Source organism: Paraburkholderia sp. SIMBA_053 (genome assembly GCF_046534895.1).
Lineage (GTDB): Bacteria > Pseudomonadota > Gammaproteobacteria > Burkholderiales > Burkholderiaceae > Paraburkholderia > Paraburkholderia caledonica.
On sequence record NZ_JAWRXU010000466.1, the window covers coordinates 1 to 286 of the forward strand.

Genomic DNA, 286 nt, shown 5'->3' on the forward strand with positions numbered 1-286 from the left:
TCTTCCGCGTGCGCAGCACGCTCCTGCTGCAAGGCCCACATCTGCGCAAACAACCCACCAACGAGAAGCAGTTCCCCAAAAGTCCCGCGCTCGACGATGCGCCCCTTATCCATCACGATAATCTGCTCCGCATGCACAACCGTCGACAACCGATGCGCAATAATCAAAGTCGTCCGCTCGCGAGCAATCAAATCCAACTCGTGCTGGATAGCACGCTCTGACCGTGAGTCAAGCGCCGAAGTTGCTTCATCAAACAGCAGCACGGGCGGATTCTTCAACACGGTCC

1 pseudogene is annotated in these 286 nt (G+C 57.0%); it reads right to left on the minus strand.

The window, feature by feature from the left end:
* Positions 1 to 286 (minus strand): annotated as a pseudogene (locus tag SB753_RS36445) (metal ABC transporter permease); the annotation flags it as partial.